The 22,028-nt window shown below is 71.0% G+C and carries 20 protein-coding genes, 5 tRNA genes and 1 pseudogene; 7 read left to right on the top strand and 19 right to left on the bottom strand.

Annotated features, from left to right (window positions below; translation table 11 throughout):
* Positions 1-15: 15 nt before the first annotated feature.
* A complete protein-coding gene (locus tag MTF65_RS21485) occupies positions 16-1,671 on the bottom strand; it encodes a DAK2 domain-containing protein (protein WP_243630522.1) in 1,656 nt (551 codons plus the stop codon).
* Between the two features lie 242 nt (positions 1,672-1,913).
* On the opposite strand from MTF65_RS21485, the gene rpmB reads away from it, so the two are divergent.
* On the top strand, positions 1,914-2,099 hold the full coding sequence (rpmB, locus tag MTF65_RS21480; protein ID WP_007266795.1) for a 50S ribosomal protein L28: 186 nt from the start codon (positions 1,914-1,916) through the stop codon (positions 2,097-2,099).
* An 80-nt stretch (positions 2,100-2,179) separates the two neighbouring features.
* Here rpmB and thiD read toward each other — a convergent pair whose 3' ends face one another.
* Together thiD and MTF65_RS21470 are read right to left on the bottom strand one after the other, a co-directional pair.
* Positions 2,180-2,980: a bifunctional hydroxymethylpyrimidine kinase/phosphomethylpyrimidine kinase gene (gene thiD / locus MTF65_RS21475; RefSeq protein ID WP_243630521.1), complete on the bottom strand. Its 801-nt coding sequence runs from the start codon at positions 2,978-2,980 to the stop codon at positions 2,180-2,182.
* The gene (locus MTF65_RS21470) at positions 2,977-3,960 is read right to left on the bottom strand and encodes a thiamine-phosphate kinase (RefSeq protein WP_243630520.1); all 984 of its coding nucleotides are present in this window, start codon (positions 3,958-3,960) and stop codon (positions 2,977-2,979) included. Before MTF65_RS21470 ends, thiD begins: the two co-directional genes overlap by 4 nt.
* 245 nt (positions 3,961-4,205) lie before the next feature.
* On the opposite strand from MTF65_RS21470, the gene MTF65_RS21465 reads away from it, so the two are divergent.
* On the top strand, positions 4,206-4,439 hold the full coding sequence (locus MTF65_RS21465) for an Lrp/AsnC family transcriptional regulator (protein WP_030028650.1): 234 nt from the start codon (positions 4,206-4,208) through the stop codon (positions 4,437-4,439).
* 23 nt (positions 4,440-4,462) lie between these two features.
* Entirely contained in the window at positions 4,463-4,981 is a 519-nt protein-coding gene (locus MTF65_RS21460) for a DUF3515 domain-containing protein (protein ID WP_243630519.1), read from the top strand.
* Positions 4,982-5,054: 73 nt separating this feature from the next.
* On the opposite strand, the gene MTF65_RS21455 is transcribed toward MTF65_RS21460, so the two are convergent.
* From MTF65_RS21455 to MTF65_RS21445, 3 genes are read right to left on the bottom strand one after another with little or no spacing between them, the layout of a single operon-like run.
* Positions 5,055-6,212: a D-alanine--D-alanine ligase family protein gene (locus tag MTF65_RS21455; protein WP_243630518.1), complete on the bottom strand. Its 1,158-nt coding sequence runs from the start codon at positions 6,210-6,212 to the stop codon at positions 5,055-5,057.
* A 39-nt stretch (positions 6,213-6,251) separates the two neighbouring features.
* A complete protein-coding gene (locus tag MTF65_RS21450; RefSeq protein ID WP_243630517.1) occupies positions 6,252-7,262 on the bottom strand; it encodes an NAD(P)H-dependent glycerol-3-phosphate dehydrogenase in 1,011 nt (336 codons plus the stop codon).
* Positions 7,259-8,011: a 1-acyl-sn-glycerol-3-phosphate acyltransferase gene (locus MTF65_RS21445; protein WP_243630516.1), complete on the bottom strand. Its 753-nt coding sequence runs from the start codon at positions 8,009-8,011 to the stop codon at positions 7,259-7,261. The genes MTF65_RS21450 and MTF65_RS21445 overlap by 4 nt, the downstream gene beginning before the upstream one ends.
* Before the next feature lie 267 nt (positions 8,012-8,278).
* Here MTF65_RS21445 and cofC point away from each other — a divergent pair.
* A pseudogene (gene cofC / locus MTF65_RS21440) lies at positions 8,279-8,878 on the top strand (2-phospho-L-lactate guanylyltransferase); the annotation flags it as partial.
* A gap of 307 nt (positions 8,879-9,185) precedes the next feature.
* On the opposite strand, the gene MTF65_RS21435 reads toward cofC, so the two are convergent.
* From MTF65_RS21435 to leuC, 4 genes are all read right to left on the bottom strand, one after another.
* Positions 9,186-9,854, bottom strand: coding sequence for an HU family DNA-binding protein (locus tag MTF65_RS21435; RefSeq protein ID WP_243630515.1), 669 nt, complete (start codon positions 9,852-9,854; stop codon positions 9,186-9,188).
* A 144-nt stretch (positions 9,855-9,998) separates the two neighbouring features.
* A complete protein-coding gene (locus MTF65_RS21430; RefSeq protein WP_243630514.1) occupies positions 9,999-10,226 on the bottom strand; it encodes a hypothetical protein in 228 nt (75 codons plus the stop codon).
* Between the two features lie 137 nt (positions 10,227-10,363).
* Positions 10,364-10,957, bottom strand: a complete 594-nt coding sequence (leuD, locus tag MTF65_RS21425) for a 3-isopropylmalate dehydratase small subunit (RefSeq protein WP_243630513.1) — start codon at positions 10,955-10,957, stop codon at positions 10,364-10,366.
* A 3-nt stretch (positions 10,958-10,960) separates the two neighbouring features.
* Positions 10,961-12,394: a 3-isopropylmalate dehydratase large subunit gene (leuC, locus tag MTF65_RS21420; protein WP_243630512.1), complete on the bottom strand. Its 1,434-nt coding sequence runs from the start codon at positions 12,392-12,394 to the stop codon at positions 10,961-10,963.
* A gap of 119 nt (positions 12,395-12,513) precedes the next feature.
* On the opposite strand from leuC, the gene ndgR reads away from it, so the two are divergent.
* A complete protein-coding gene (gene ndgR, locus MTF65_RS21415; protein ID WP_007266782.1) occupies positions 12,514-13,230 on the top strand; it encodes an IclR family transcriptional regulator NdgR in 717 nt (238 codons plus the stop codon).
* 156 nt (positions 13,231-13,386) lie between these two features.
* On the opposite strand, the gene MTF65_RS21410 is transcribed toward ndgR, so the two are convergent.
* From MTF65_RS21410 to MTF65_RS21370, 9 genes are all read right to left on the bottom strand, one after another.
* Positions 13,387-13,459: transfer RNA gene (locus MTF65_RS21410), tRNA-Glu, on the bottom strand.
* A 22-nt stretch (positions 13,460-13,481) separates the two neighbouring features.
* Positions 13,482-13,553, bottom strand: a tRNA-Gln gene (locus MTF65_RS21405).
* A 24-nt stretch (positions 13,554-13,577) separates the two neighbouring features.
* A tRNA-Glu gene (locus MTF65_RS21400) sits at positions 13,578-13,650 on the bottom strand.
* A 60-nt stretch (positions 13,651-13,710) separates the two neighbouring features.
* A tRNA-Glu gene (locus MTF65_RS21395) sits at positions 13,711-13,783 on the bottom strand.
* 27 nt (positions 13,784-13,810) lie between these two features.
* Positions 13,811-13,882, bottom strand: a tRNA-Gln gene (locus MTF65_RS21390).
* Positions 13,883-13,968: 86 nt separating this feature from the next.
* Positions 13,969-14,697: an HAD family hydrolase gene (locus MTF65_RS21385; protein WP_243630511.1), complete on the bottom strand. Its 729-nt coding sequence runs from the start codon at positions 14,695-14,697 to the stop codon at positions 13,969-13,971.
* A 112-nt stretch (positions 14,698-14,809) separates the two neighbouring features.
* Entirely contained in the window at positions 14,810-16,285 is a 1,476-nt protein-coding gene (gene gltX, locus MTF65_RS21380) for a glutamate--tRNA ligase (RefSeq protein WP_243630510.1), read from the bottom strand.
* Positions 16,278-17,072, bottom strand: coding sequence for a fumarylacetoacetate hydrolase family protein (locus MTF65_RS21375; protein ID WP_243630509.1), 795 nt, complete (start codon positions 17,070-17,072; stop codon positions 16,278-16,280). The genes gltX and MTF65_RS21375 overlap by 8 nt, the downstream gene beginning before the upstream one ends.
* A 97-nt stretch (positions 17,073-17,169) precedes the next feature.
* The gene (locus MTF65_RS21370) at positions 17,170-17,355 is read right to left on the bottom strand and encodes a hypothetical protein (protein ID WP_243630508.1); all 186 of its coding nucleotides are present in this window, start codon (positions 17,353-17,355) and stop codon (positions 17,170-17,172) included.
* A 594-nt stretch (positions 17,356-17,949) separates the two neighbouring features.
* Here MTF65_RS21370 and MTF65_RS21365 point away from each other — a divergent pair.
* Together MTF65_RS21365 and MTF65_RS21360 are read left to right on the top strand one after the other, a co-directional pair.
* Entirely contained in the window at positions 17,950-21,603 is a 3,654-nt protein-coding gene (locus MTF65_RS21365) for a nitrate- and nitrite sensing domain-containing protein (protein WP_243630507.1), read from the top strand.
* Positions 21,604-21,612: 9 nt separating this feature from the next.
* Positions 21,613-22,026, top strand: a complete 414-nt coding sequence (locus tag MTF65_RS21360) for a roadblock/LC7 domain-containing protein (protein WP_308407201.1) — start codon at positions 21,613-21,615, stop codon at positions 22,024-22,026.
* Positions 22,027-22,028 lie beyond the last annotated feature (2 nt).

Here is a 22,028-nt window from a genome sequence, read left to right as displayed (position 1 = left end):
CCGCTGACAACCCGGCTATTCGACCCCGATGAGGAGGGGTGCCGAGTACCGCCCGCCGCGATAGGTCACGGTGTCCACGGCCAGGTGCCCGTGCTGTACGTAGGCCTCCAGGCGCTCGGCGAGGGCGTCGGGCACCTCGGGTCCCAGGACCAGCGTGACGAGTTCGCCGCCGGAGCCGAGCATCCGCTCCAGGACCGCCTCGGCGGTCTCCGGCAGGCCCGCGCCGATCACGGCGACGTCGCCGTCGATGAGCCCGAGGACGTCCCCGGCCTGGCAGATGCCGGCGGAGGTGAAGGACTGGCGTTCGGCGACGGCCAGTTCCGCGTAGCGGGTGGCTCCCGCAGCGGCGGTCATGGCGACCACGTCCTCGTCGAAGCTGCCCTCCGGGTCGTGCACGGCGAGCGCGGCCAGCCCCTGGACGGCCGACCTGGTCGGGATCACGGCCACCCGCACGCCGTCGGCGCGGGCCTGTTCGGCGGCGGCCGCGGCGGCCGCCCGCCACTCGGCACCACCGGGCAGCAGCACCACCTCGCGGGCGTGGGCCCGCCGGATGGCGTCGACCAGCCCGGCGGCGGCCGGTGCCTCGCCGGGCCGGACGAGCACGGTGGTCGCGCCCGCCTCCGCGCACAGCCCGGCCAGCCCCTCGCCGGGGACGACCGCGACCACGGCCCGCTGGACGCGCTCCACCCGGCTCCGGCGCCGCTCGTCGCCGAAATGCGTGATGCGGATCCGGTACGGCCGTCCGGCGACCACCCCGGCCTCCACCGCCGCGCCGGGGTCGTCCACGTGGACGTGGACGTTCCACAGCCCGTCGCCGCCGACCACCACCAGGGAGTCGCCGAGTCCGTCGAGCCGGCTGCGCAGGGCCGCGACCGCCGGCTCGGAGGCCTCCAGCAGGTAGATCACCTCGTACGCGGGTCCGCCCCGCTCCTCGGCGCACGGCTCCGGCGGCAGCGGTACGGGCCCGGCCCGCCCGCGCACCGGCTCGCGGGCCGGCTGCTCTCCCGACAGCGCCTGCCACAGGGCCCCGAGGACGGCGACCACCCCGCAGCCCCCGGCGTCGACCACTCCGGCCCGGCCCAGCACGGCCAGCTGTCCCGGGGTCTCGGCCAGGGCCGCGCGGGCCCCTTCGTAGGCGGCCCGGGCCACGTCGGCGGCGGTTCCGTCAGCGGCCTGGGCGGCCTCCCCGGCGCGCGCCGCGGCGCTGGCGACGGTGAGCATCGTGCCCTCCACCGGGTGCGCGACGGCCTGGTACGCCTCCTCGGCGGCCCGGGTCAGGGCCTGCGCGAGCAGCCGGCCCGGGTCGGAGTCCCCGGGCTCGGCGTTCTCGGCGTCCTGAGCGTCCTCGGCGCCGAGGACGTCGGCCACCCCGCGCAGCAGCTGCGCGAGGATCGTCCCGGAGTTCCCCCGGGCCCCTATGAGGGCGCCGTGCGCGTAGGCCCGTACCGCTTGGGACAGGGAGGTGGCCGCGATCGCTTCCAGCGCGCGGTCCGCCGATTCGGCGGTCAGGTACAGGTTGGTGCCGGTGTCGGCGTCCGCGACCGGGTAGACGTTGATCGCGTCGATGTCCTCGCGGTCCCGGCCCAGCGCGGCCAGGGCCAGCGAGCTCCAGGTGCGCACCGCTTCGGCGTCGAGCTCGTCGGCGGGCTGCGGCTGAGGCGCGTGCGGCACCGGGCGTTCCTCCTTGTGCGGGCCAGGGTTCACCGCAGGGTAACGAAGGCCGGCGGCCGGCCCGGGACCCCGGGGCGGAGCCGACGGCGAACATGGTAGTTTTCTTGGACCGAAGCAGTCGTTGTATGCTGCTCAGGTTGCCCGTCGAGAGTCGGGCCATCCGTCCGGCAAGCCACTTCAGATCTCTGATTCCGGTGCGCCGGATTTCACTGTAAGTGCATCTGAAGTCTTTGGAGTGACCTGTGGCTGCCAACTGCGACGTTTGCGCCAAGGGGCCGAGCTTCGGCAACAACATCTCCCACTCGCACCGCCGCACCTCGCGTCGCTGGAACCCGAACATCCAGCGCGTCCGTGCCGTGGTCAATGGGACGCCGAAGCGCCTCAACGCCTGCACCTCGTGCATCAAGGCCGGCAAGGTCTCGCGCTGACGCCTCCCGTCGTCGTAGCGCAGCCCTTTCCGGTTGCCCAGAAGGCCGGTCCACCTCGTGGACCGGCCTTTTGCTTTGCCTCAGCGCCACTGCCAGGCGTGGTCCACCGGCCCGATGCCGCCGCCCAGCGCGAAGCCGGCGGCGATGGCGCCCGTGACGTAGTCCTTGGCCGCCGCGACCGCCTCCGGGACCGGTAGCCCCTTCGCCAGGCCCGCCGCGATCGCGCTCGCCAGGGTGCAGCCCGTGCCGTGCGTGTGCCGGTTGCCGTGCCGGGGCGCGCGGAGCCAGCGCTCGTCGGCTCCGTCCGTGAGCAGGTCCACGGCCTCGTCCCCGTGCGCCGCGAGGTGGCCGCCCTTGATCAGCGCCCAGCGGGGCCCGTACCCGAGGATCGCGTCGGCGGCCCGCCGCATGTCGTCCTCGCTCTCCACGACCACGCCCGTGAGCTGCGCCACCTCGTCCAGGTTCGGCGTGGCCACGGTGGCCCGCGGCAGCAGCTCCGCCCGTACGGCTTCCAGCGCCGAGGCGGCGAGCAGCGCGTCCCCGTGCTTGGAGACGCCGACGGGGTCCACGACGGCCGGGGCCGCGGTGCCGGCCAGCAGTTCGGCCACCGTCTCCACGAGCACGGCGGAGGACAGCATCCCGGTCTTCACCGCCCCCACGCCGATGTCGTCCACCACGGCCCGGTACTGGCCCCTGACGGCCTCGGCGGGCAGCTCCCAGACGCCCTGCACCCCCAGCGAGTTCTGGGCGGTCACAGCGGTCACCACGCTCATTCCGTGCACGCCGAGCGCCAGCATCGTCTTGAGGTCGGCCTGGATGCCCGCGCCGCCGCCGGAGTCCGATCCGGCGACGGTCAGGCACAGCGGCGGGGCGGCGCTCATCGGGGGCTGTCCTCGGGGGCCGGTTCGCCGCCGAAGTGGTCCCAGCCGCCGGAGGTGTGCCAGGGCGCGCCGTCCACGGTCACCTGGGGCTGCGCCGACGGGTTCAGCACCTCTCCGATGACCTTCCAGCGGGCCGGCAGCTTCACGTCGGGCGGGAAGGTCGCCACGATGGCGTGGTCCTCTCCCCCGGTGAGCACCCACTGGAGCGGGTCCACGCCGACGGCCTGGCCGATGTCGTGCATCTGGGTCGGGATGTCCACGGCCGCCGAGCGCAGGTCGATCCGTACCTTGCTGGCCTCGGCGATGTGCCCGAGGTCCGCGATCAGGCCGTCGCTGACGTCCGTCATGGCGGTGGCGCCGAGTCCGGCGGCGGCGGGGCCGGCGTGGTACGGCGGCTCGGGGCGCCGGTGCGCCTCGACGAAGGCCCGCGGGGAGCGGAAGCCGCGCGAGAGCACGGCGAATCCGGCGGCGGACCAGCCGAGCCAGCCCGTGACGGCCACGACGTCGCCGGGCTGGGCGCCGGAGCGCAGCACGGGCTCGTGGTTGCGCAGGTCGCCGAGGGCGGTGATGGCGACGGTGATGGTGTCCCCGCGCACGACGTCACCGCCGACGACGGCCGCGCCGGCGACCTGGCACTCGTCGCGCAGGCCGTCCATCAGCTCGGTGGGCCAGGTGACCGGCAGCTCGGCCGGGACGACGAGGCCGAGCAGCAGCGCGGTCGGCACCGCGCCCATGGCGGCGATGTCGGCGAGGTTCTGCGCGGCGGCCTTGCGGCCGACGTCGTAGGCGGTGGACCAGTCACGGCGGAAGTGCCTGCCCTCCAGCAGGATGTCCGTGCTCGCCACGACCCGCCGGTCGGGGGCCGACACGACCGCGGCGTCGTCACCGGGTCCGAGTCGGACCGCCGGGGTGGTGGTGAGCCGTGAGGTGAGCTCTCGAATGAGCCCGAACTCCCCCAGCTCGCCCACAGTGCCCTTCATCGCTGTGCCCCTTCTTGCCCAGTCCGCTTGCGGTCGCGAGCCGTCACAGCTCTGGGTACCGTCAACAGATACGTCAACTTCTGGTCTCCGTACGCCCCGCTGTGCGTGGCGCCGGGCTCGCGGGTCTCCCCGCGGCGCTCGGCGACGCGGTACCGTGGCGTCCCTTCTTCCCCGGGCCCACCCGATCTCCCCGGGCCCACCCGAAGATTAGGGGAAATGATCCTCGTGGCCGCCCTGGAGGTTCCGTGGTACAGGCGTACATCCTTATCCAGACCGAGGTGGGCAAGGCGTCGTTCGTCGCCGAGTCCATCGGCCAGATTCCGGGGGTGATCCAGGCCGAGGACGTGACGGGCCCGTACGACGTGATCGTGCGCGCCCAGGCCGACACCGTCGATGAGCTCGGCCGCATGGTCGTGGCCAAGGTCCAGCAGGTGGAGGGGATCACCCGCACCTTGACCTGCCCGGTGGTCCATCTGTAGCCCCCGTCTACTCTTGGCCGGTGATGACCCACCACCGCCGGCCCCTCCGTCTGTCCGCCCTGCCCACCCTGGCGGCCGTACTGGCCGTCGCGGGCTGTACCCCGGGCGATTCCGAGGCCCGGGTGGATCCGCCGCCCACGCCGCCCGCCGACGTCGCGGGGCTCTGTGCGGCATTGCACGAGAAGCTCCCCGACACGGTGGCCGGCCTGGCGCGGACCCGGACCGAACCGGCGTCCGATCTGACCGCCGCGTGGGGCGGCTCGGCGATCGTACTGCGGTGCGGTATCCCCAGGCCCCCCGAGATGGCGGATCCGAAGCAGGAGGGCGTCGAGGTCAACGGCGTCGGCTGGCTGCTGGAGAAGCTCCCCGACGGCTCCGGCGGTGCCGGCGGTGCCGTCGGAGGGTTTCGGTTCACCACCGGGCTGCGGCTGGCGTACACGGAGGTCCGGGTCGACAAGGAGCATGCCACGGATGCGGGGATGCTGGTCGGGCTCTCCGCGGCCGTGGCCGAGACCGTGCCCGTGGGCGTCTCGTCCTACTGAGACCCGCACTCCACAGCGACCGCCCGCCGGATTCCCCGGCGGGCGGTCGCTGTGTGTACGGGTGGACGCGCGGCTAGCGCAGCCCGGTGGGGCGGCGCAGGGCGGCCTGGATCAGGAGGTCCACCAGCTCCTGGTACTCGACGCCGGACTCCTGCCACATCCGCGGGTACATGGAGATCGGCGTGAAGCCGGGCATGGTGTTGATCTCGTTGATGACGAAGGTGCCGTCCTCGGTGAGGAAGAAGTCGGCACGCACCAGGCCCTCGCAGGACGCTGCCTCGAAGGCCTCGATCGCGAGCCGCCGCACCTCGGCGGTCTGCTCCGGGGTGAGCGGGGCGGGCACGATTCCGGAGGCGGAGTCGATGTACTTCGCCTCGAAGTCGTAGAAGTCGTGGCTGGAGACCGGCGGGATCTCGGCCGGGGCGCTCGCGCGCGGCCCGTCCTCGAATTCCAGCACGCCGCATTCGATCTCGCGGCCGCGCAGCAGCGCCTCCACGATGATCTTCGGGTCGTGGCGCTGGGCCTCGCGGATCGCCTCGTCCAGTCCGGAGGCGTCGTCGACCTTGGTGATGCCGATCGAGGAGCCGGCCCGGGCGGGCTTGACGAACAGCGGCCAGCCGTGCTCGGTGGCGAAGTCCAGGATCTTCGCCTTGGCGGCGTCCTGGTCGGCGCTCCACTCACGGGGGCGGATGGTCACGTACGGGCCGACGTTCAGCCCGAAGGACGTGAACACCCGCTTCATGTAGTCCTTGTCCTGGCCGACGGCCGAGGCGAGGACGCCCGAGCCGACGTACGGGATGCCGGCGAGCTCCAGCAGGCCCTGGAGGGTGCCGTCCTCGCCGTACGGGCCGTGCAGCACGGGGAAGACGACGTCCACCTCGCCCAGGGCCTTGGGAACGGCGCCCGGCTCGGTGTAGACGACCTCGCGGCTGGCGGGGTCCACCGAGAGCACGACGGCGCCGTCCTCGGAGTCGGCCAGGTCGGCGACGTTGGGGAGCTTCCGGTCGGAGATGGCCATCCGGGACGGCTCGTCGGCGGTCAGCGCCCATCGGCCGTCGGTGGTGATGCCGATGGGCAGCACCTCGTACTTGGACCGGTCGATGGAGCGCAGCACGGCGCCCGCGGTGACGACCGAGATGGCGTGTTCCGAGCTGCGGCCGCCGAACACGACGGCCACACGGGGCTTGCGGCCCTGCTGCTCAGGGGTCTGGGGGAGGTTCTCGCTGCTCATATCGCCACGAGGGTACCCGCTCGGACGTCCGGAAAGGAGTCAGCGGCGTTCCGGTTTGGCGCTGCGTCCCATCAGTTCCTTGAGCGCGACCAGCGGGGGCTTGCCGTGGTGGACGATGTCGACGACGGTGTCGGTGATCGGCATGTCCACCCCGTGCCGGCGGGCCAGATCGGCCACGGACTGGCAGGACTTGACCCCCTCGGCGGTCTGCTTGGTGACCGCGATGGTCTCCTCCAGGGTCATCCCGCGGCCCAGGTTGGTGCCGAAGGTGTGGTTCCGGGAGAGCGGCGAGGAGCAGGTGGCGACGAGGTCGCCGAGGCCCGCGAGGCCGGAGAAGGTGAGCGGGTCGGCGCCCATCGCGAGGCCCAGGCGGGTCGCTTCGGCGAGTCCTCGGGTGATGAGCGAGCCCTTGGTGTTGTCGCCGAGGCCCATGCCGTCCGCGATGCCGACGGCGAGGCCGATGACGTTCTTGACGGCGCCGCCGAGTTCGCAGCCGATGACGTCGGTGCTCGTGTACGGGCGGAAGTACGGGGTGTGGCAGGCGGCCTGGAGGCGCCGGGCCACGGACTCGTCCACGCAGGCGACGACGGAGGCGGCGGGCTGCCGGGCGACGATCTCGCGGGCGAGGTTGGGGCCGGTGACGACGGCGACCCGCTCGGCGGGGACCTTGGCCACCTCCTCGATGACCTCGCTCATCCGCTTGGCGGTGCCGAGCTCGATGCCCTTCATCAGGGAGACGAGCACGGTGTCGGCGGGCAGCAGCGGGGCCCATTCGGCGAGGTTGCCGCGCAGGGTCTGGGAGGGGATGGCGAGGACCGCGAAATCGGCGCCGCGCGCGGCCTCGGCCGCGTCGGTGGTGGCCCGCATGTTCGCGGGGAGTTCGACGCCGGGGAAGTAGTCCGGGTTGGTCCGGCCGGTGTTGATGGCGTCGACCAGCTGCTGCCGGCGGCCCCACAGGGTCACCTCGCAGCCCGCGTCGGCGAGCACCATGCCGAAGGCCGTGCCCCAGGAGCCGGTTCCGTAGACGGCTGCCTTCACGGGACGTGTCACTTGTGGTCCTCCCCCGCGGCCTTGTGCCGCTGTTCCGCCCTGGCCTTGCGATGGTCGTACGGCTGCTCGGGGGCCCGCTCGCCGCGCAGCTGCTCCAGGAGCTCCGTGATGGCCGCCATGATGACCTCGGTGGCGTCCTTGAGCACGTCCGGGGTGGGTTCCCGGTCGTAGAACTCGGAGAGGTCCACGGGCGGTCCGGCCATCACCTGGAGGGTCTTGCGCGGGAACAGCCGGAGCTTGTCCTCCTTGGCGTAGGGCGGCATCGCGTGGTTCGCGCCCCACTGGGCCACGGGAATGACGGGCGCCTTGGTCATCAGCGCGACACGGGCGGCGCCGGTCTTGCCTGCCATCGGCCACATGTCGGGGTCCCGCGTGAGGGTGCCTTCCGGGTAAAAGGCCACGCATTCGCCCCTCTCGATGGCGTCCACGGCGGCCCGGAATGCGTCCAGGGCGTTGGTGGTCTCCCGGTAGACGGGGATCTGCCCGGATCCGCGCAGGATCGAGCCGACGAAAGGCACCTTGAAGAGGGCCGCCTTCGCGAGCAATCGGGGCACCCGGCCGGTGTTGTACTGGAAGTGCGCGTAGGACAGCGGGTCCAGATACGAGTTGTGATTGACGGCGGTGATAAATCCGCCCTCGGCCGGAATGTGCTCCATTCCCCGCCAGTCCCGCTTGAAGAGCACTACCAGCGGCGGTTTCGCGATCACCGCTGCCAGGCGGTACCAGAAGCCGATTCTGCGGCGGGACACTCGGACACCTTCCTCTAGGACCGGTGCGGGAGCCTCCCAGCGGTGGCTGGGGAGAGGGGGCACCCGCGTCGGCCGGTCAAGTGTGGCCCCCGGTTCCGGTCTCTGTCGAGAACACCGTACGCCCCGCTCGGGACACCGAAGCCCCGGGTGTCCCGGGGGAAGGCGACAATGGGCCGAGGCATGACCCGGCCATGACCCGGCCATGGTCTACGGGGGCGCGCGAGCGCGCCGGAGGGGAAGGAGTCGGCCACGAGCACCGCATGGAGCCTGGTGGTCCCGCTGAAGCCCTTGGCCGTGGGGAAGAGCCGTCTCGCGGCGGCGGTGGGCTCGTCCCGCCCGGGGCTCGCGCTGGCGTTCGCGCAGGACACCGTGGCAGGCGCCCTGGCCTGCGCGGCCGTCGCCGATGTGGTGGTCGTCACGGACGACGCCCTGGCCGGACCGGAACTGGCCCGCCTCGGCGCCCGGATCGTCGCGGACAGCCCCGGTGCCGGTCTCAACGCGGCGCTGGTCCACGGGGCGCGGGCGATACGGGCGGGCCGGCCGGGTTCGCCGGTCGCCGCCATGAACGCGGATCTGCCGGCACTGCGGCCGCCGGAATTGCTACGCGTGCTCGAAACCGCTTCGGCATTTCCGCGGGCATTTCTGGCGGATGCGGCGGGAATCGGGACGACCTTGCTTTCCGCTGCTCCGGACGTGGAATTGGCACCCGCGTTCGGCGGCCCGTCGCGGGCGCGGCATTCCGCTTCGGGGGCGGTGGAAATGGCCCTGGCGGGCGTCGACAGCGTGCGCCGCGACGTGGACACGGCGGCGGATCTGCGGACCGCCCTCGCCCTCGGTGTGGGGTGGCACACGGCCCGATACAGTGCCCGTATGCAGGCGACCGCGTATACGTACGACTCCCAGACCCGCAGCGGCAGTGTGCTGCTGGACGACGGCACTCCGGTGCCCTTCGAGGCCCCGGCGTTCGACGCGGGCGGCCTGCGACTGCTGCGCCCCGGACAGCGGGTCCGGATCGAGACGGACGGCGAGGGAGCGAGTCTGCGGATCACCCTGATCACCCTGCAGACCTTCTGAGCTTCTGAGCTTCTGAGCTGCGAAGACAGTCCAGGACAGCACCGCGGGCCGGCTTCCCCACCCAAGGGGAAGCCGGCCCGGCGTGTGTGACGGTCGGCCCTTACTTCTTGCGGGCCGTGGTCTTCTTCGCGGTGGTCTTGCGCGCCGTCGCCTTCTTGGTGGCGGGCGCCGTGGTCTTCGCGGTGGCCTTCTTGGCCGCCGGAGCGGTCTTCGTGGCCGCGGCCTTCTTCGCGGTGGCCGCGGCCTTCTTGACGGTGGCCTTCTTCGCCGCCGGCGCTGCCTTCTTCGCCACCGCGGTCTTCGCGGTCGTCTTCTTCGCGGCGGCGGTGGTCTTCTTGGCGACGGCCTTCTTCGCGACCGCGGTCTTCGCCGCCGCCTTCTTGGCGGTGACGGCCTTCTTGGCCGCGGCCTTCTTGACCGTCACGGCAGCGCCTCCGGTGAGGCTGCCCTTGGGGGCCTTCTTCACCGACACCTCGCCGCCCTTGGGGAGCTTCTTGGTGCCGCTGACCAGGTCCTTGAAGCCCTGGCCCGCACGGAATCGGGGGACCGAGGTCTTCTTGACCCGGACGCGCTCACCGGTCTGCGGGTTGCGGGCGTAACGGGCCGGGCGGTCGACCTTCTCGAACGAGCCGAAGCCCGTGACCGAGACCCGGTCGCCCGCGACGGTCGCGCGGACGATGGCGTCGAGTACCGCGTCGACGGCGTCCGCGGCCTGCTGGCGGCCGCCCAGCTTGTCGGCAATCGCTTCTACGAGCTGCGCCTTGTTCACGTCTTCCCCTTCGGAGACTTCGCCAGAACGAATGTGTTCAAGCTTATTTCGCACGTTAGGCGGATATATACCGCAAATCAAACACGAAACGGGCTAATCACCCTAGTGCCGCAACGATGTAGGCCGTTACGGAGTTCCTTCGCATCAGTCGCCTTCAGGGAATCGACCCTCGTCGAGGTCCTTCATCAACCTGTCCAGGCGCCTTGCCGCATCGGCGAGATCATGCTTCGCCGCGGCCGTGACGACCAACAGCTTCCGGGACAGCGCCATCCTTACGCCCTCCGGGACTTGCAGCGTGCGCACCCTTGCGTGTGCTTCTTTCAATCGGTTCGCGACGAGTTCGTAGAGCTCAAGTTGACTGTCGCGTTCCATGCACAGATTGTGCCATCTGGGGCGAGTTGTCGCCTCACGGGGCCCCAACACACGGCTGTGCCCCCCGCCGGAAGGCGAGGGGCACAGTGTTGTCGTCGCGATCACCCAAGGGCGAATAAGCGCTGATCAGGCCGGAATCAGGCCCGAATCGTGCGCGGCTTGTAGGTGGGTCGGGTGCTTTCGTAGGTGGCGATGTCCGCTTCGTTCTGAAGGGTGAGCGAGATGTCGTCCAGCCCCTCCAGCAGACGCCAACGGGCATTGTCGTCGAGCTCGAACTCCGCCTCGACGCCCTCCGCTCGGACCTGCCGGGCGACCAGGTCCACCGTGATCTCGGCGGTCGGGTCGGCCTCGGTCAGCTCCCACAGCCGCTCGACCGTCTCCTGCGGCAGGACCACGGTCAGCAGCCCGTTCTTCAGCGAGTTGCCGCGGAAGATGTCGGCGAACCGGGAGGAGATGACCGTCTTGAAGCCGAAGTTCTGCAGGGCCCATACGGCGTGCTCACGCGAGGAACCGGTACCGAAATCGGGGCCGGCGACCAGCACGGTCGCGCCCTCGCGCTCCGGGCGGTTCGTGACGAACTCCGGGTCCTTGCGCCAGGCCTCGAAGAGCCCGTCCTCGAAGCCGTCGCGGGTGATCTTCTTCAGCCAGTGGGCCGGGATGATCTGGTCGGTGTCGACGTTGCCGCGGCGCAGCGGGACGGCCCGGCCGGTGTGGGTGGTGAAGGCTTCCATGGTTCAGACTCCTGCGGGGGCGTTGACGGCCGACGATCCTGACAGGTCGGCGGGCGAGGCCAGATGGCCCAGCACCGCGGTGGCCGCGGCCACCTGCGGCGAGACCAGGTGGGTGCGCCCGCCCTTGCCCTGGCGGCCCTCGAAGTTGCGGTTGGAGGTGGACGCGGAGCGCTCACCGGGCGCCAGTTGGTCGGGGTTCATGCCCAGACACATCGAGCAGCCCGCGTGCCGCCATTCGGCGCCGGCCTCCTTGAAGACCGTGTCCAGGCCCTCTTCCACGGCCTGGAGCGCGACGCGGACCGAGCCCGGGACGACCAGCATCCGTACGCCGTCGGCGACTTTGCGGCCCTCGATGATCCCGGCGACGGCGCGCAGGTCCTCGATGCGGCCGTTGGTGCAGGAACCTACGAAGACGGTGTCGACCCTGATGTCGCGCAGCGGCTGTCCGGCCGTCAACCCCATGTATTCCAGGGCCTTTTCGGCGGCGAGACGCTCCGAAGCGTCCTCGTACGAAGCCGGGTCGGGGACGTTGGCCGACAGCGGCGCGCCCTGGCCCGGGTTGGTGCCCCAGGTGACGAACGGGGACAGCGTGGTGCCGTCGATGACGACCTCGGCGTCGAAGACCGCGTCGTCGTCGGAGCGCAGCGTCTTCCAGTACGCGACCGCCGCGTCCCACTCCTCACCCGTGGGGGCGTGGTCGCGGCCCTCCAGGTAGTCGAAGGTGGTCTGGTCGGGGGCGATCATGCCCGCGCGGGCACCGGCCTCGATCGACATGTTGCAGATGGTCATGCGGGCTTCCATCGACAGCTTCTCGACGGCCTCGCCGCGGTACTCCAGGATGTAGCCCTGGCCGCCGCCGGTACCGATCTTGGCGATGATCGCCAGGATCAGGTCCTTGGCGGTGACGCCCTCGGCCAGCGCGCCGGTGACGGTGATCGCCATCGTCTTCGGACGGGCCAGCGGCAGCGTCTGGGTGGCCAGCACGTGCTCGACCTGGCTGGTGCCGATGCCGAAGGCCAGCGCGCCGAAGGCGCCGTGCGTGGAGGTGTGCGAGTCACCGCAGACCACGGTGGTGCCGGGCTGGGTCAGACCCAGCTGCGGTCCCACGACGTGGACGACGCCCTGCTCGACGTCGCCCAGCGAGTGCAGGCGTACGCCGAACTCGGCGCAGTTCTTGCGCAGCGTCTCCAGCTGGGCCCGGGAGACCGGGTCCGCGATCGGCTTGTCGATGTCGAGGGTGGGGGTGTTGTGGTCCTCGGTCGCGATGGTGAGGTCCAGGCGACGGACCTTGCGGCCGGCCTGCCGCAGGCCCTCGAAGGCCTGGGGGCTGGTCACCTCGTGCAGCAGGTGCAGATCGATGAAGAGGAGGTCGGGCTCGCCCTCGGCGCGCCGGACGACATGGTCGTCCCAGACCTTCTCCGCGAGTGTCCTACCCATCGCTTTCCCTCCGGCTGACCGTCTCGGACCCAGTGGTTCGTGGACCCGTACATACAGACTCGCTGGTTCTTGGAAAAATTGAACTTGCGTTTCACAGTGTGAGACGCGAATATCGTTTCATGGACAACTCTAGCGGCGTCGGCGTTCTCGACAAGGCAGCTCTGGTATTGAGCGCACTGGAGTCCGGTCCGGCCACCCTCGCCGGGCTGGTCGCGGCGACAGGGCTCGCACGACCCACGGCACATCGCCTTGCCGTGGCACTGGAACACCACCGGATGGTGGCGAGGGACATGCAGGGCCGGTTCATCCTCGGCCCGCGGCTGGCAGAGCTTGCCGCCGCGGCCGGCGAGGACCGCCTGCTGGCCACGGCCGGACCGGTGCTCACCCACCTCCGTGACGTGACCGGCGAGAGCGCGCAGCTCTACCGGCGTCAGGGCGATATGCGTATCTGCGTGGCGGCCGCCGAGCGGCTGTCGGGTCTGCGGGACACCGTCCCGGTGGGCTCCACGCTCCCCATGAAGGCCGGCTCGGCCGCGCAGATCCTGATGGCCTGGGAGGAGCCCGAGCGGCTCCACCGGGGCCTACAGGGCGCGCGTTTCACGGCGACGGCGCTCTCGGGCGTACGGCGTCGCGGCTGGGCGCAGTCGATCGGCGAGCGGGAGCCCGGCGTGGCCTCCGTCTCGGCGCCGGTGCGCGGGCCGTCGAACCGCGTCGTGGCCTCCGTGTCGGTCTCCGGGCCGATCGAGCGCCTGACCCGCCACCCGGGCCGGATGCACGCCCAGGCCGTGATCGACGCGGCCGCCCGCCTCACGGAGGCCCTGCGCCGCTCCGGCTGACCCGCCCGTTCCCTTCCCACCCGCACACCCCCGGGCCCGGGGGCGCGTTCGACGCCGCACACGTCCGAACACGCGCCTCCGGGCCCGCACTTGTGCGTGCGTACGGGCAAAGCGAAGAGGCCTTCCGCGATGATCGCGAAAGGCCTCTTCCGTGCGTACCCCCGACCGGATTCGAACCGGCGCTACCGCCTTGAGAGGGCGGCGTGCTAGGCCGCTACACAACGGGGGCTAGCTGTTACTGCGGTACTACGCTGGGCTACCAGGACTCGAACCTAGAATAAGGGAACCAGAAACCCTCGTGTTGCCAATTACACTATAGCCCAATGGTCTAGACCAGCTAGACACAGTACCCCCGACCGGATTCGAACCGGCGCTACCGCCTTGAGAGGGCGGCGTGCTAGGCCGCTACACAACGGGGGCCCTAGCGATCCTGCATCGAGACGTCGAGGTGCGACCTGGAGATCTCGCGGGAAGGATCTGTACCCCCGACCGGATTCGAACCGGCGCTACCGCCTTGAGAGGGCGGCGTGCTAGGCCGCTACACAACGGGGGCAAAGCACTGCGTTACTTCTGCACTGCGCTGGGCTACCAGGACTCGAACCTAGAATAAGGGAACCAGAAACCCTCGTGTTGCCAATTACACTATAGCCCACCAAAACGCAAGCCCTTGAGGGACTTTGTTTGGTTAGCGCCCCCGTGTCCGGCCTCTCGGCCCGCTCCGGCGGCGCAGAAAGAACATTACCGGATGCCTGACCGTGCTCCAAAACGGGTATCCCGTGCCAGCAGCTCCGGGAGCTGGGCGAGCCCGGCGATCCGGTGCACACCGGAGGGAGCTGCTCCGCGCCCTCCCTCGCGGTCGAGCCAGAACGCCGTGAGCCCCGCGTCGCGGGCGCCGCGGGCGTCGATCTCCGGCTGGTCCCCCACGTACGCCACCTCGCCAGGCGGCAGCCCGAGCGCCCCGCACGCGGCGAGGAAGGCCTCGGCCTCGGGCTTGCTGAAGCCCAGCTCGGCGGCGCAGACCAGCACCTCGAAGCGCTCGCGCAGCCCGAGCGCCCGCAGCTTGGGGTCCTGGTTGGCCACGGAGGAGTTGGAGAGCACCCCGTGCCGGTATCCGGCCGCCAGGGCGTCCAGTACGGGCACCACGTCGGGGAACACCGCCCAGGCGGCCCGGTAGTGCGCGACGTACCGCCCGAACCAGTCCTCGGCCTCGTCGTCGCTCAGCCGCGGCGCCCCGAGGAAGTCCCGGACCCGGTCCCGGCGCTGGCCCTCGAAGGTGACCTCCCCGGCGCCGAAACGCGCCCAGTGCCGGTCGGTGAGCCGGCGCCACAGGGAGAGCGCCTCGGCCGGGGACCCGTACCGCTCCGCCAGCCCCTCCTCGGCCAGGTGCCGCGCCAGCCCGGCCCGGTCGGCCCCGGTGTAGTCGAACAGGGTGTCGTCGATGTCCCACAGCACGGCGCGGATCGGCATGGGCCGAGCCTACGCCGCGGGGACGCCCTGGACGGGCATGACGACGAAGTCGGCGCCGGCCATGCCGAAGGGGCGGCAGCCGGTCGGCTGCCGCCCCTTCGGGGGGTGCGGGTCAGGCGGCGAGCTTCGCCAGGGCCGCTTCGATGCGGGCCAGGGAGCGCTCCTTGCCCAGGATCTGCAGGGACTCGAAGAGCGGCAGGCCCACCGTACGGCCGGTGACGGCCACGCGGACCGGGGCCTGGGCCTTGCCGAGCTTGAGGCCGTGGGCCTCGCCGGCGGTGAGGACGGCCTGCTTGAGGGACTCGGGGTCGCTCCAGTCGGCGCCGGCGAGGTGCTCGCGGGCCGTCGTCAGGAGGGCCGCCGGGTCGCCCTTCATGGCCTTGTCCCAGGACGCCTGGTCCTCGACCGGCTCCTTGCGGAACAGGAAGTCCACGTTGGCGGTGATGTCCGACAGGACGGTCACGCGGGTCTGGGCGTACGGCGCGATGGCCGCCCAGGCCTCGGGGTCGAAGTCCTCCGGCTCCCAGTTGGCGTGCGGGGCCCGGAGCCACGGCGTGCAGGCGTCCGCGAAGGCCTTCGGGTCCAGCAGGCGGATGTGGTCGGCGTTGATCGCCTCCGCCTTCTTGATGTCGAAGCGCGCCGGGTTCGCGTTGACGTCCGGGATGTCGAACTTCGCCACCATCTCCTCGATCGAGAAGATGTCCCGGTCGTGGGAGAAGGACCAGCCGAGCAGCGAAAGGTAGTTCAGCAGGCCCTCGGGGAGGAAGCCGCGCTCGCGGTACAGATTGAGCGAGGACTCGGGGTCGCGCTTGGAGAGCTTCTTGTTGCCCTCGCCCATCACGTACGGCAGGTGGCCGAACTGCGGGACGTCCGTGGCGATGCCGAGTTCCATCAGCGCCTTGTAGAGCGCGATCTGACGCGGGGTGGAGGACAGCAGGTCCTCGCCGCGCAGCACGTGCGTGATCTGCATCAGCGCGTCGTCGACCGGGTTGACCAGCGTATACAGGGGGGCGCCGTTGGCCCGCAGGATGCCGAAGTCCGGCACGTTCTCCGGGGTGAAGGTCAGCTCGCCGCGGACCAGGTCCGTGAAGGTGATCGGCTCGTCGGGCATCCGGAAGCGGACGATCGAGGGGCGGTGCTCGCCCTGGAACGCCTCCAGCTGCACCTGGGTCAGCTCGCGGCAGTGGCCGTCGTAACCGGAGGGCTTGCCGGCCGCGCGGGCGGCGGCGCGGCGCGCGTCCAGCTCCTCGGTGGTGCAGTAGCAGTCGTACGCGTAACCGCCGTCGCGCAGCCGCTGGGCGACGTCCGCGTAGATGTCCATGCGCTGGGACTGGCGGTACGGGGCGTACGGGCCGCCGACCTCGGGGCCCTCGTCCCAGGTGAAGCCGAGCCAGCGCAGCGAATCGAGCAGCTGCTCGTACGACTCCTCGGAGTCACGGGCCGCGTCGGTGTCCTCGATGCGGAAGACGAACGTACCGCCGTGGTGGCGGGCGAACGCCCAGTTGAAGAGGGCGGTCCGGACCAGGCCCACGTGGGGGTTGCCGGTCGGGGAGGGACAGAAACGTACGCGGACGTTCGCGTTAGCCACGCTTGATCACCTTGTTGGTGAGAGTGCCGATGCCTTCGATGGTGACGGCGACCTCGTCGCCGACGTTGAGGGGGCCGACTCCGGCCGGGGTCCCCGTGAGGATGACGTCGCCCGGGAGCAGTGTCATGGCCTCGGTGATGTGGACGATCAGGTCCTCGATGGAGCGGACCATGTCGCTGGTGCGGCCGAGCTGGCGCTGTTCGCCGTTGACCGTGCACTGGATGGTCAGGTCGCTCGGGTCCAGATCGGTCTCGATCCAGGGGCCCAGCGGGCAGGAGCTGTCGAAGCCCTTGGCGCGGGCCCACTGCTTCTCGCGCTGCTGGACGTCGCGCGCGGTGACGTCGTTGGCGCAGGTGTAGCCGAGGATCACGTCCTTGACGCGCTCCTTGGGGACCTCGCGGCACATGCGGCCGATGACCACGGCGAGCTCCGCCTCGTGGTGGAGGTCCTGGGAGAAGGAGGGGTACGTGATCGGGTCACCCGAGCCGACCACCGAGGTGGAGGGCTTGAAGAAGGTGATGGGCGGCTCGGGACGGCCTTGGTCGTCAACGATGGCGTGGCCCAGCTCCGCCACGTGCTCCGCGTAGTTGCGGCCGATGGCCACGACCTTGTTCGGGAGCACGGGCGGCAGCAGCCGGACCTTGCTCAGCGGGACCTTCGTGCCGGACAGCTCGAAGTCCGCGAACGGGATGCCCTTGATGATGTCGAGAACGAGCTCGTCGGGGGCGGAGCCCTCGACCGCCCCGAACGCGACATTGCCGTCGATCGAGAACCTGGCGATGCGCACGTGTTGCGTCTGCCCCTCTGTATATCCGCTGGCTGGAATCTGCGGACTCCAGGCTAACGCGGTGGGCAGCGGCGCTTCGCGTTCCTTCGCGGAGGGTCTACCGCGCGGCGCTGGCGACCGGCGCGTCCATGAGGATGGTGCGGCGCGGGTTCGCGGTCTGGGCCGGCAGGTCGACGGTGTGCTCCTGAACCTCCACCGTCTGCAGCTCCTCGGCGTCCTTGAGGTGCATGAGGGTGGTGCGGCGCGGGTTGGCTATGTTGCGGAACATCATTGTCGTCTTCATCGGAGTTTCGGGCCCTCGGCTCGCTCGTCGGGGTGTCGGTTGTCGGTTCGCCAACCTTGTAAAGAGCAAGGCTAAACATGTGAATCAAGGACCGAACTGTGAAGTAATGGCCAGGGCCGTGTGAGTTTGCTCACCCACGGCCAGGCATTCCGGTCATAACGGACGGTCAATTTCACCCGAAGAAACGGACATTGCGCCACTGAATGCGGCATTCCGCTCCTGATCATCTCGACTGGGACACCTTGACAGCAGCACTGTTTGGATGGCGTAAGTCCGGTTCATCCCGAAAGGCCTTCCACGGCGCGTAGTCGGGCCGTCGCACAACGTGACCGACTCTCCAGGCCGACACGCGCACCTTGTTGGAGATCCGCCACTGTGCTGGAATTCGCGGGACCGCCGCGGGAATCAGCCGGCGCGCAGGTGGCGCGACTCAGCGCCGAGCGCGGTGGCAAGGAGAGGGAGACGCGCCGGTCACCGACGACCACCATGGGGCCGTTAGTGCCCCACGACTCGACACCGTCCCACCGGTCGCCCGGCGGGACGCCTGGTCCAGAGGTTGCGACGCTAGTGCAGGGACGATTCAAGAGGGATGGAATGGGGTCTCCCCAGGCCCGTCAGGGCCGAGGGGACGCCGCGGCGGAGCAAGAGCCGCGCGGCGGGACCGACCGTGGCTCATCGCCCCAGCACGCCCAGAACCGCGGGCCGGCTGCCGAAGGAGCGAGCCCCAACGCCTCCGCCATGGCGAAGGCCAAGGGACGCGGCAAGTCCAAGGGCACCTCGAAGGCCAAGGACAAGGTCAAGGACCAGTCCGCAGAGCTGGACGTGGCGATACCGAAGGCCCCCAGTGGGCCCGGTTCCCGTCTGGCCATGCAGAACTGGCGCATCAGCACGCGACTGGTGTCGCTGCTGACCCTGCCGGTCGTCGCGGCCACCACGCTCGGTGGCTTCCGCATCAACGACTCGCTCAACGACATCTCGCAGCTTGAGCACATGCAGCTGCTGACGACCATGACCCGGCAGGCCACCAACCTGGCCGCCATGCTCCAGGAGGAGCGGGACAAGACTGCGGGTCCGCTCTCGGCGACCGAGTCGGCCAAGGCCAACAGCATCGTCCAGGGCGTCCGCGACCAGACGGACGCGGCCGCCAAGTCCTTCGCCGCCGCGACCGACAAGGTCGACGGCGCGGAGGACAAGGACGAGACGCTCAAGTCGATCCGCAACAACATCCTGCAGATCGGCCGTCAGCTCACCGGCATCGAGGACATCCGCAAGAAGGCGTACCAGAACGGCGCCCAGCAGACCGTCACCGAGTACAACGCGCTGATCGTCTCGCTGCTCTCGCTCTCGCAGGACATGGCCCAGGCCACCTCGAACCCCGAGATGATCAAGCGTACCCGTGCCCTGGCGGCGTTCTCCTCCGCCAAGGAGTACGCCTCGATCCAGCGCGCGATCATCGCGGCGTCGCTCCCCGACCCCTCCGCCTCGACCAGCGTCGGCAAGCTCGAGGAGAACGACCGGCTGTACGCCCTCTCCGCGCTCCGCGGCGAGAGCCAGTCGAAGAAGACCTTCGAACTCGTCTACCAGGGCAAGCCCGAGGAGCTCCTCGCGGCACTCGGCGACAGCAACCCGGAGATCGGCACCGCCGACCACTACGCCCGCCGTGTCCTGAGCACCCAGGGTCAGTTCGTCAAGGAGAAGAACCGGTCCTGGCTGGACTGGTACGACGCCGACGACAACAAGATCCAGGCGATGAAGGTCATCGAGCTCACCCTGCTCGAAGACATGGAGCAGAAGGCCCGCGAGCTCAAGAACGAGTCGCAGCAGGACGCCATCATCAACGGTGCCCTGATCCTCCTCGTCCTCGGTGTCTCCCTCGTCGGCGCCTTCGTCATGGCCCGCTCCATGATCCGCTCGCTGCGCCGCCTCCAGGACACCGCCACCCGCGTCGCCCAGGACCGTCTGCCGGAGCTCGTCAAGCAGCTCTCCGAGTCCGACCCGCAGGACGTGGACACGTCCGTGGAGTCGGTCGGCCTGCACACCCGCGACGAGATCGGCCAGGTGGCCGCGGCCTTCGACGACGTGCACCGCGAGGCCGTCCGCCTCGCCGCCGAGCAGGCCCTCCTGCGAGGCAACGTCAACGCGATGTTCACCAACCTCTCGCGCCGTTCCCAGGGTCTGATCCAGCGCCAGCTCTCGCTCATCTCCGAGCTGGAGTCGCGTGAGGCCGACCCGGACCAGCTGTCCTCGCTCTTCAAGCTCGACCACCTCGCGACCCGTATGCGCCGGAACGGCGAAAACCTCCTCGTCCTCGCGGGCGAGGAGCCGGGCCGCCGGTGGACCCGCCCCGTCCCGCTCGTCGACGTGCTCCGCGCCGCCGCGTCCGAGGTGGAGCAGTACGAGCGCATCGAACTCGCGTCGGTGCCCGGCACCGACGTCGCCGGCCGCGTCGTCAACGACCTCGTGCACCTGCTCGCCGAGCTGCTGGAGAACGCCACCTCGTTCTCCTCCCCGCAGACCAAGGTCAAGGTCACCGGTCACGCGCTTCCCGACGGCCGTGTGCTCGTCGAGATCCACGACACCGGTATCGGCCTCTCCCCCGAGGACCTCGCCGCGATCAACGAGCGGCTCGCGTCGCCGCCGACCGTGGACGTCTCCGTATCCCGCCGCATGGGCCTGTTCGTGGTCGGCCGCCTGTCCCTGCGACACGGCATCCGCATCCAGCTGCGCCCGTCCGACTCGGGCGGTACTACGGCCCTCGTCATGCTCCCGGTGGACGTCGCCCAGGGCGGCAAGAAGCCGGGTCCGGTTCCGGGCCAGGGCGGCGCCGGTCCGCAGGGCGCCTCCTCGGCCCAGGGTTCCGTGCCCGGTGGAGGTGCGCGTCCCCCCGTGGGCGGTGCCCCGCAGCGCGGCCAGGTCTCCGGCGGCGGCCAGCGTGCGGCTCTGCCCCCGCGTGACGGTGGCCCCGGCCAGCGTCCGCAGGGCGGCCGGCCCCAGCAGCCGGGTGGTCCCTCCGCCCGGCCGCAGGGTGCGCCCGCCGCGCCCACGGGCCAGGGCCAGGGCCAGGGTGCCTTCGGTTCCGGTGCCCCGCTGGCCGGTCGCGGTCCGCAGGCCCGGCCTGCGGCGCCCGCTCCGGCGGCGCCCTCGGCTTCCGGCCCGGCCGGCTTCCCGCAGGGCAACGGTTTCGAGCGGCCGCAGCCCCCTCAGCAGCACCAGCAGCCGTCGGCGCCCGCCGCTCCGGCCCAGCGGGGCCCCCGCCCGCAGCTGCCGCCGCACGGTGGCGCACCGCGTCCGGAGCTCCCGGGTACGGGTACGCCCGCTGGGATCCCGCAGGCCACCAGCTGGGGCGCCGGCCAGGGCGGTCACGAGGTTCCGCGCGGCCACGACGAGCTGACGGGCCCCGGCTCGACGGCCGAGTTCGCCCGCCCGGACTTCAACGCCCCGCAGCCCCCGGCCCAGTACAACGGCGGTACGACCGGCCAGTTCGAGCGTCCCGACGTGCGCGGCGGCTCCCTGGGCCCGTCCGCCACCGGGCAGTTCGAGCGCCCGGACGTCCAGGCCACCCGGCCCGGCGGTCCCGGTGTCGGCGGCTTCGGCCGGCCGGGCCAGGCTCCGCAGTCGGGCGGGGCCTACGCCCCCGTACCCGCCTCGCGGCCCGAGCCCCCGCGGCTCCCGCAAGGCCACCAGCCGGAGGCGCTGCCGCCGGCCCAGGGCCAGGGCGAGGCGCGCAGCCCCATCTTCGACACGCTGGAGTCGAACTGGTTCCGCGAGGAGGACGGGCAGTCCTCCGCGCAGGGACCGGCCGCATCCCAGCAGCCGCAGCAGCACCGGCAGGCGGCCCCCACGGCCCCGACCGGTCCGCAGCGCGCGCACCGTCCCCTGCCGCCGCGCGGCCAGGAGCCCGCGGCCGAGTCCGCCCAGGCGACGACCGGCGCCACGCCGACCGTCAGCTGGAAGTCCTCGCCGAACGATGAGCTGATGCGGCAGGCCGAACGCGTGCGCCAGCCCGCCGCCGGCGGTATCACCACCTCCGGTCTGCCCCGGCGCGTACCGCGGGCGAACCTCGTCGCAGGCACCGCGCAGCAGCAGTCCGACGCCCAGCCCGGTCCGCAGGTCTCACGTGCCCCGGACGACGTCCGCGGCCGTCTGACCAACCTCCGACGCGGTATCCAGCAGGGTCGCCAGGCCGGCAACAGCGGTCCGGCGACCGGCAGTTACCACATCGACCCCACTTACCAGCAGGAGCGTTAGTTGAGTTCGATGAGCCAGGCGGCACAGAACCTGAACTGGTTGATCACCAACTTCGTGGACAACACCCCTGGGGTGTCCCACACGGTGGTGGTCTCCGCCGACGGCCTCCTTCTGGCGATGTCCGAGGGGTTCCCGCGTGACCGCGCCGATCAGCTGGCGGCCGTGGCCTCCGGTCTGACGTCGCTGACCGCCGGTGCCTCCCGCATCTTCGAGGGCGGCGCCGTCAACCAGACCGTCGTGGAGATGGACCGCGGGTTCCTCTTCCTGATGTCCGTCTCCGACGGTTCCTCGCTGGCCGTACTGGCGCACCCCGAGTGCGACATCGGCCTCGTGGGCTACGAGATGGCCCTCCTCGTGGACCGAGCCGGCAGTGTCCTCACCCCGGAACTGCGCTCGGAGCTCCAGGGAAGCCTGCTCATCTGACC

The sequence above is a fragment of the Streptomyces sp. APSN-46.1 genome, from assembly GCF_022815725.1.
In the GTDB taxonomy this organism is placed as follows: domain Bacteria; phylum Actinomycetota; class Actinomycetes; order Streptomycetales; family Streptomycetaceae; genus Streptomyces.
Note: the sequence above shows the minus strand (reverse complement) of the source record. Positions and strands in the feature narration are given on the sequence as shown.